We start from the raw sequence: 6,529 nt of genomic DNA on the forward strand, positions 1-6,529 counted from the left end.
GCGCTCAGTAGCCGGCCGGCCGCACGAGGCCCGTCTCGTAAGCGAAGACCGCCGCCTGGGTGCGGTCGCGCAGGCCGAGTTTCACAAGAACCCGGCTCACGTGGGTCTTCACTGTCTGCTCGGCGACGACGAGAGTCCGGGCTATCTCCGCGTTGGACAGGCCCTGGGCGATCAGGGACAGCACCTCCGTCTCGCGTTCGGTCAGATCGCCGACGCGCTCCTTGAGCGGGGCGCGCGGTGACCCGGTCGTCCGGGAGAACTCGGTGATCAGCCGCTTGGTGATGTTCGGGGAGAGCAGCGCGTCCCCGGCGGCCACCACCCGCACGGCGTGCGCGAGTTCGTCGGCCGACGCGTCCTTGAGCAGGAATCCGGACGCGCCCGCGCGCAGCGCCTCGTAGACGTACTCGTCGAGATCGAAGGTGGTCAGCACGAGCACCTTCGTCGCCGGGTCGTCCGCGGTGACGCGGCGGGTGGCCTCGATGCCGCCGAGCTCGGGCATGCGGATATCCATCAGCACCACGTCGGGCCGCAGCTGACCGGCCCGGGCCACGGCGTCGAGACCGTCGACGGCCTGGCCGACGACCTCGATGCCGGGCTCGGCGTTCAGCAGCACCGTGAACCCCTGCCGGACCATCATCTGGTCGTCGGCGATCAGCACGCGGATCGTCATTTCTCCGTCTCCCCCTTGGCAGGTGTGTCTCCCGGCAGGAAGGCCGTCACCTCGTAGCCCCCGTCCGGTGTGGGCCCGGTCGCGAGGTCGCCGCCGAGCATGGCGGCCCGCTCGCGCATGCCCAGCAGCCCGTGTCCGGCGCCCGGTGAACGCGGGGCGGGGACGCGGGGCGCGGTGTTGGCGACCCGTACGCGCAGGCCGGACGGCGAGAAGGCGAGCTCGATCCGCACCGTCGTGCCGGGCGCGTGCCGGATGGCGTTGCTCAGCGCCTCCTGGACGATCCGGAACGCGGACAGCTCCACGCCCGGTGTGAGCGGGCGCGGCTGACCCGTCGAGGCGCAGTCGACGGTCAGCCCGGCGGCCCGCGCGTTCTCGACGAGGGCGTCGAGGCGGGCCAGCGTGGGCAGCGGGGCGTGCGGGGCGGACTCGGACGCCTCCGGGCTCTCCGAGCGCAGGACGCCGAGAACGCGGCGGAGTTCGGTGAGCGCGTCGAGCGCGTTCTGCCGTATGCCCGCCAGGTTCTCCTTCAGCTCGTCGGTGGGCTCCTTCACCAGGTGGGGCGCGACCTGGGCCTGGATCGAGATCACCGACATGTGGTGGGCGACCACGTCGTGCAGCTCGCGGGCGATGCGGTTGCGTTCCTCCAGCACGGTGCGCCGGGTGCGCTCCTCCGCGGTCAGCACCTCCTGCTCGACGAGTGCGGCACGCGCCTGGCGGCGGCCGCGCAGGGCTGTGCCGAGCAGCACGACGACCGTGCACAGGACGACCGCGACCACCCCGGTGGACTGGTAGTCGGCCGCGCCCAGCAGGCCCTGGACGGCATAGGTGAGGAACGCCGTCAGGCCCAGTGCCGCCGCGGACACCCGGGTGCGCACCCGCAGTGCGAGCAGCAGCAGCACGGCCATGTGCCCCAGGATCCCGGCCGCTGTCCAGGGCCAGGGGAAGTCGTGTGCGTTGCCCCTCAACAGCTGGTGGCGCACCAGGACGGCGCCCACCACCATGGCCGCCGTCGACAGCCACCACGCCGCGACCGGCCGTCGCAGCGCGAGCGCCACCGCACCGCCCTGAGCGAGCCCGATCAGGAAGCCGAGCTGGGGGCCGAGACCGCCGTCCTCCACAAGCTGTGCCACGCCGCCGAACGTGATCCCGAACGCGGCGATGCAGAGCAGACCGTGCGGGAGCCGGCGCAGCCGGACGAGGGGCGGCAGCGGATCCGACCTGAAGGTCCACAGCCCCTCCCACAGCACCCGCAGCCAGATCAGAACGCCTTGCGGGAAGGCGAGTTGGGGCCCCGAGGTCGTCACACGCCCCACCCTAGACACTGCCGTGCACATCCGCCGCCGCGTGCCGGTCCGCGCGATGCGCCCGCACCACACGCGACGCGCGACGCGTGCGGCCCCGCTCGGGCGGCCGCGTGCGGCCCGCTTCGTACGGGTGGAAGGCCGCCCGGCACACCAGCAGGACGAGCGTGAAGACCGGCAGCCAGGCGATCCGGGCGAGCACCCAGCCGCCGCCGTCGGGCACGGTGTGCAGTCCGGGCAGCCGGCCGAGGGACAGCCCGACGGCCGTGACCGCCATCAGGGCGGTCTGGTGCCACAGGAAGACGGTCATGGCGCAGAGGTTGAGCAGGGCGACGGCCGCCCAGGCGGCGGGCCTTCGCAACGCGCGGCGCAGCGGGCCGAGCAGCAGCAGGGCGGTGCCGCACTGGGCCAGGCCGAAGGTGACGGCGGCGAGAGTGGGCGGGTCGAGGTTGGAGACGGACGCGCCCTGGACGCCGACCATGGACGCCGGGTATCCGGCCCACGCGACGAGCGCGGCCGTGGCCGCCGCGCCGCCCAGCAGCAGCGCCCAGCGCACTCCTCTGCCCGGCTCCCGGCGGGCCCAGGCGGTGCCGAGGCAGTACGGGACGAGCCAGCCGGCCGCAACGTTGACCCAGCCCAGACAGGCGGGTGCGCCGAAGCCGAAGCGCAACAGGTCCACGTGCAGCACGACGGCGAGGGGCCACAGCGGATGCAGGCGGGCGACGAGCGGGGTCGCCGCAGTCAGCGCGGCGAACACCAGCAGGAACCACAGCGGGGACAGGGCGAGACCGAGCAGGGTGCGCACGGTCGCGGTCCCGGTCCCCGCGGCCAGCGTGCCGGCGGACACGACGGCCCACAGCACGAGCAGGGCGGCCACCGGACGGAACAGACGGGCGAGCCGGGAGCGCAGCCAGGCGAGATGGCCGCCGGGGTACGAAGCCCGGCTGCGGGCCGCCACGTATCCGCCGACCAGGAAGAAGACGGCGAGGGTCTGCAACGCCCAGGAGACGGGCGCCAGTGCGGGCATGTGGCGCAGCGGGGAGTCGCCGTGCAGCGCCCCGCCGTCCGCCACGAGCGCGGTGACCAGCCAGTGCCCCAGGACGATGCCGGTGATGGCGAAGGCGCGCAGCGCGTTCACGGCCCGGTCCCTGCCCGGTGGGGTCGCGGCGTCGATGCGGCGGACGAGGCCGCGCGGGTCAGGCACGGGACACCTCCGCGGTACGGCCGGCGGCGATCAGCGCGAGGTTGCGCAGCGCGGTGGAGCCGGGCCGCAGGTAGTCGCTGTGGCCGCCGCCGCCCGCGTCGAAGACCCGGGCGCCGAACGCGTCCGTCACGGGGTCCGTGCCGAAACCGACCTCGGTGCCGAGGAGTTCGACCCGCACGTGCGGGACACCGGCGATCCAGTCGTCGCCGCCGCGCCCGGCCCAGACGGTGGCGCGGGTGCGCAGGGCGGCGGCGGAGTCGGCTCCGGTGCCGGGACTGCCGAAGAGGGCGATGTCGGTGACCGCCTCGGTCTTCGGGCGGTGGGCGGCGCGGGCGCAGACGACGGAGCCGTAGGAGTGGCACAGGAGCGACACGGGGGCCGCGCCCTTGGCTGCGCGCAGTTCGCCGACGAACGCGGCGAGGTCGTCCGCCGCCTCATCGGCGCGGCCGCTGGTCAGGACGTCGGTGCCGATGGTCGTCGGGGTGGCGTACCCGAGCCAGGCGACGACTGCCGTACGGTCCGCGCCGGTGCCGCGCAGCGCGCGGTGGAGCGCGGCGGCCCCGGCGCGGAAGCGTGCGTACGTATCGAGATGGGTGTCCGAGCCGGGCACGAGGACGGTGACGCGGTCGGCGCGCGCGAGGTCGCCGAACACCTCGGCGGCGCGGCCCCCGTCGCGGCCGTCGAACGTGAGGAACTGCCGCCCGTCCGCCGCCATCGCCCGCAGCGCGCGAGCCCGCCGGTGGTCTTTGTGGCCGTCCGCGACGCGGGCCGCGGCGCGGATGCCGGCCCGGGTGATGGCGTACCGGGCGTCCAGGGCGGGCAGTTCGGCGGCGCTGAGCGGTGCGAGGGCGGCCGGGACGGGCGCCGGGACGGCGGACGGCCTCGCCGCGGCCGACACCGGGACGGCCACGGCCGCGGCGAGGAGCGCGGCGAGCAGGGTGCGGCGCAGGCGGGACGCCATGGGGATTCCTTCCGGTCCGAATCGCTGATCCGGAAAGGACGTTAGGAATCCGGTCCGTAGGCCGGCGTCCCGCGCGAGAGCCCATGTGCCGCGTAGCTCTCAGGTATGACGAGTAGGGCGCCGGTCAGGACGTGCAGGGGCGCCGGTCAGGTCCGGAAGGCGTCCGCGTGCTCGGCGGCCCACTCGGTGAACGTCCTGGCCGGCCGGCCCGTCACCTTCTCGACGGTGGGGACGACGGTGCGGCCCACCGGCGGGGTGTTCCCGTACGCCTCCAGCAGGAATCCGATCACCTCGTCGGCCAGACCGGAGGCGCGCCACCGGCCGACGGCCTCCTCCTCGGTCAGCTCGACGAGCCGGATCGCCCGTCCGCGCGCGGCGGCCAGCGTCTGCGTCTTGTCCTTCAGGGTCAGCACCTCGGGCCCGGTGATCACGTACTCCTGTCCGCCGTGGCCGTCCTCGGTCAGGGCGACGGCCGCGACCGCGCCGATGTCGGCCTCGTGGACCATGGCGCTGAGCCGGTCGGTGAACGGCTCGCGCACCTCGTCGGCCGTGCGGACGCCATCCGCCCACTCCAGGGCGTTGGCCATGAACTCCACCGGCATCAGCACGGTCCACGGGATCTCCCCCGCCCGCACCGCGTCCTCCAGCAGGCTGGGCCCGCCGCCGTGCAGCACGGTGATCCGCCGCACGCCGGCCTCGCGGGCGAGTTCCAGGATGCGCGGGCCGGTCTCCAGCGGGGCGAAGTACGGGCCGCCGAAGGTGATCAGGTGCAGGCCGGTCACGCCCTGGAGCGCGGCGGTGAGCGTGGCGGGGTCGGTGAGGTCGCCCCGGACGACCTCCACCCCGGCGGGGAGGTCGGCCTTGCCGGGGTCGCGGGTCAGGGCGCGGACGGGGTGTCCGCGGCGCAGCAGTTCGGCGACCACCTGGCGGCCGACGGTTCCGGTTGCTCCGGTCACGAGATTCGTCATGGGAAGACCGTAGGAAGGGTTGCGGTCAGCTTCTGTCCGCAAGCACCGGCCTTGTTCACCAGGCGAGTTGGGCGATCTCCTCGGCCACGACGGCGCAGGCGTCCGCGGCCGGGTCGATGAGCGGGAAGTGGCCGACCTCCTCCAGCAGGGTCAGCCCGACGGTCTCGCCCGCCTTCGCCGCGGCGTCGACGAACGCCTCGCTCACCGCCTGCGGCACGACGATGTCCGTGCGGCCCTGGACGACGACCGTCGCGATGCCCGTGGGCAGCAGGACGGCCGGGTCGGTGTGCGCGGCCCGCTGCTCGTACTCGCCCTCGGCGCCCAGCAGTTGGCGCACCGCGCCGCCGCAGACGTCGAGCCCGACGGCGTGCGCGAAGTCGGCGATCGGGGCGAGCGCGACGACGCCGCGCAGGGCGGGCGGCGCGGGCAGCCGCCACGGCGAACCCGCCGGCAGGACGTGCCGGGCGGCGGCCCACAGCGCGAGCTGCCCGCCCGCGGAGTGCCCGGTGACGACGGTGCGCCGCGGGTCCGCCTGCGGCAGGGCGCGCCGGGCGAGGTCCGGCAGCGCGTCCAGGGCGGCGGCGACGTCGTCGAACGTCTCCGGCCACCGCCCCGCGACGGGCCCGGTGCCGCGCTGCTGCGGGATCTCGCGCCCGCGCCGGTACTCGACGTTGGCGACGGCGAGTCCGCGGCGGGCGAGGAAGTCCGCGAACGGGGTGACGTGCCGCCGGTCGTACGGCGCCCGCCAGGCCCCGCCGTGCAGCAGCACCACGAGCGGGGCGCTGGCCCGGCCGTCGCGCGGCGCGTAGAAGTCGACGACCTGATCGGGATGCTCCCCGTAGGCGACGGACGCGTCCGGCGCGACGGCAGGATGCGAGAACGCCGACTCTTCCTCGGCGGCGTCACGGGCGACGGGGTCCGGCATGTGCTGCTCCAACAGTCCCGCAGGTGTGGCGTATTCAACCTGACCAGCGCGGACGCTACCAGTTACGACGGGGCCGCCGTGTCGCTGCGCGGGCTTGCCCCCCACCCCGCCACTTCCTTACGGCCTGGCGGCCGCGGGAGGGACCCCCACCCCGAAACCGGGGCGCCGCCCCAGGCCCCGTACCGCCCTGGCGGGCGGCTTTCGGGGGCGCTGCCCCCGGGCCCCCGCGCCTCGATCGCCGGCGAGGCTGGATGTGCCTGCGGCGCATCAGCCCGTCTGGGGGCACTCCCCCTGGCTTCGCCGGGGGACCTCCACCCACGGCCGCCAGCCGTAGGGGGAGCTTGAGGACACCGCGCGGAGTGCGGTACCGGTGCGGGCGGAGCCCGGTGCGGGGTCCGGGGCTTGCCCCGGTTACGGGAAGGGGCGGGGTGGGGAAAGCGCCCCGCGCAGCGGCAGACCCGCCCGGGGTCCGGGGGCGCAGTCCAGCCCGGGGTTCGGGG

The 6,529-nt window shown here is 75.1% G+C and carries 6 protein-coding genes; all 6 read right to left on the reverse strand.

The features are described 5' to 3' along the window. Positions 1–4: 4 nt before the first annotated feature. Positions 5–670 (reverse strand): response regulator transcription factor, encoded by a 666-nt coding sequence (locus HW130_RS13040; RefSeq protein WP_177149679.1) that lies wholly within the window; start codon positions 668–670, stop codon positions 5–7. After that, entirely contained in the window at positions 667–1,992 is a 1,326-nt protein-coding gene (locus HW130_RS13045; protein WP_375256529.1) for a sensor histidine kinase, read from the reverse strand. Before HW130_RS13045 ends, HW130_RS13040 begins: the two co-directional genes overlap by 4 nt. Continuing rightward, positions 1,985–3,175 (reverse strand): acyltransferase, encoded by a 1,191-nt coding sequence (locus tag HW130_RS13050; protein WP_177149681.1) that lies wholly within the window; start codon positions 3,173–3,175, stop codon positions 1,985–1,987. Before HW130_RS13050 ends, HW130_RS13045 begins: the two co-directional genes overlap by 8 nt. Next, positions 3,168–4,136, reverse strand: a complete 969-nt coding sequence (locus tag HW130_RS13055) for an alpha/beta hydrolase (protein ID WP_177149682.1) — start codon at positions 4,134–4,136, stop codon at positions 3,168–3,170. Before HW130_RS13055 ends, HW130_RS13050 begins: the two co-directional genes overlap by 8 nt. A 146-nt stretch (positions 4,137–4,282) precedes the next feature. Further along, entirely contained in the window at positions 4,283–5,104 is an 822-nt protein-coding gene (locus HW130_RS13060; protein WP_177149683.1) for an SDR family oxidoreductase, read from the reverse strand. Positions 5,105–5,159: 55 nt separating this feature from the next. Then, positions 5,160–6,029 (reverse strand): S9 family peptidase, encoded by an 870-nt coding sequence (locus tag HW130_RS13065; RefSeq protein WP_177149684.1) that lies wholly within the window; start codon positions 6,027–6,029, stop codon positions 5,160–5,162. Between the last annotated feature and the right edge of the window lie 500 nt (positions 6,030–6,529).

This window comes from Streptomyces sp. PKU-EA00015 (assembly GCF_013387495.1).
Classification (GTDB): Bacteria; Actinomycetota; Actinomycetes; order Streptomycetales; family Streptomycetaceae; genus Streptomyces.

What these genes read in the sequence shown, in the direction of transcription:
- HW130_RS13040 (WP_177149679.1), bottom strand. Translation starts at nt 670, where the DNA reads ATGACGATCCGCGTGCTGATCGCCGACGACCAGATGATGGTCCGGCAG.
- HW130_RS13055 (WP_177149682.1), bottom strand. Translation starts at nt 4,136, where the DNA reads ATGGCGTCCCGCCTGCGCCGCACCCTGCTCGCCGCGCTCCTCGCCGCG.
- HW130_RS13060 (WP_177149683.1), bottom strand. Translation starts at nt 5,104, where the DNA reads ATGACGAATCTCGTGACCGGAGCAACCGGAACCGTCGGCCGCCAGGTG.
- HW130_RS13065 (WP_177149684.1), bottom strand. Translation starts at nt 6,029, where the DNA reads ATGCCGGACCCCGTCGCCCGTGACGCCGCCGAGGAAGAGTCGGCGTTC.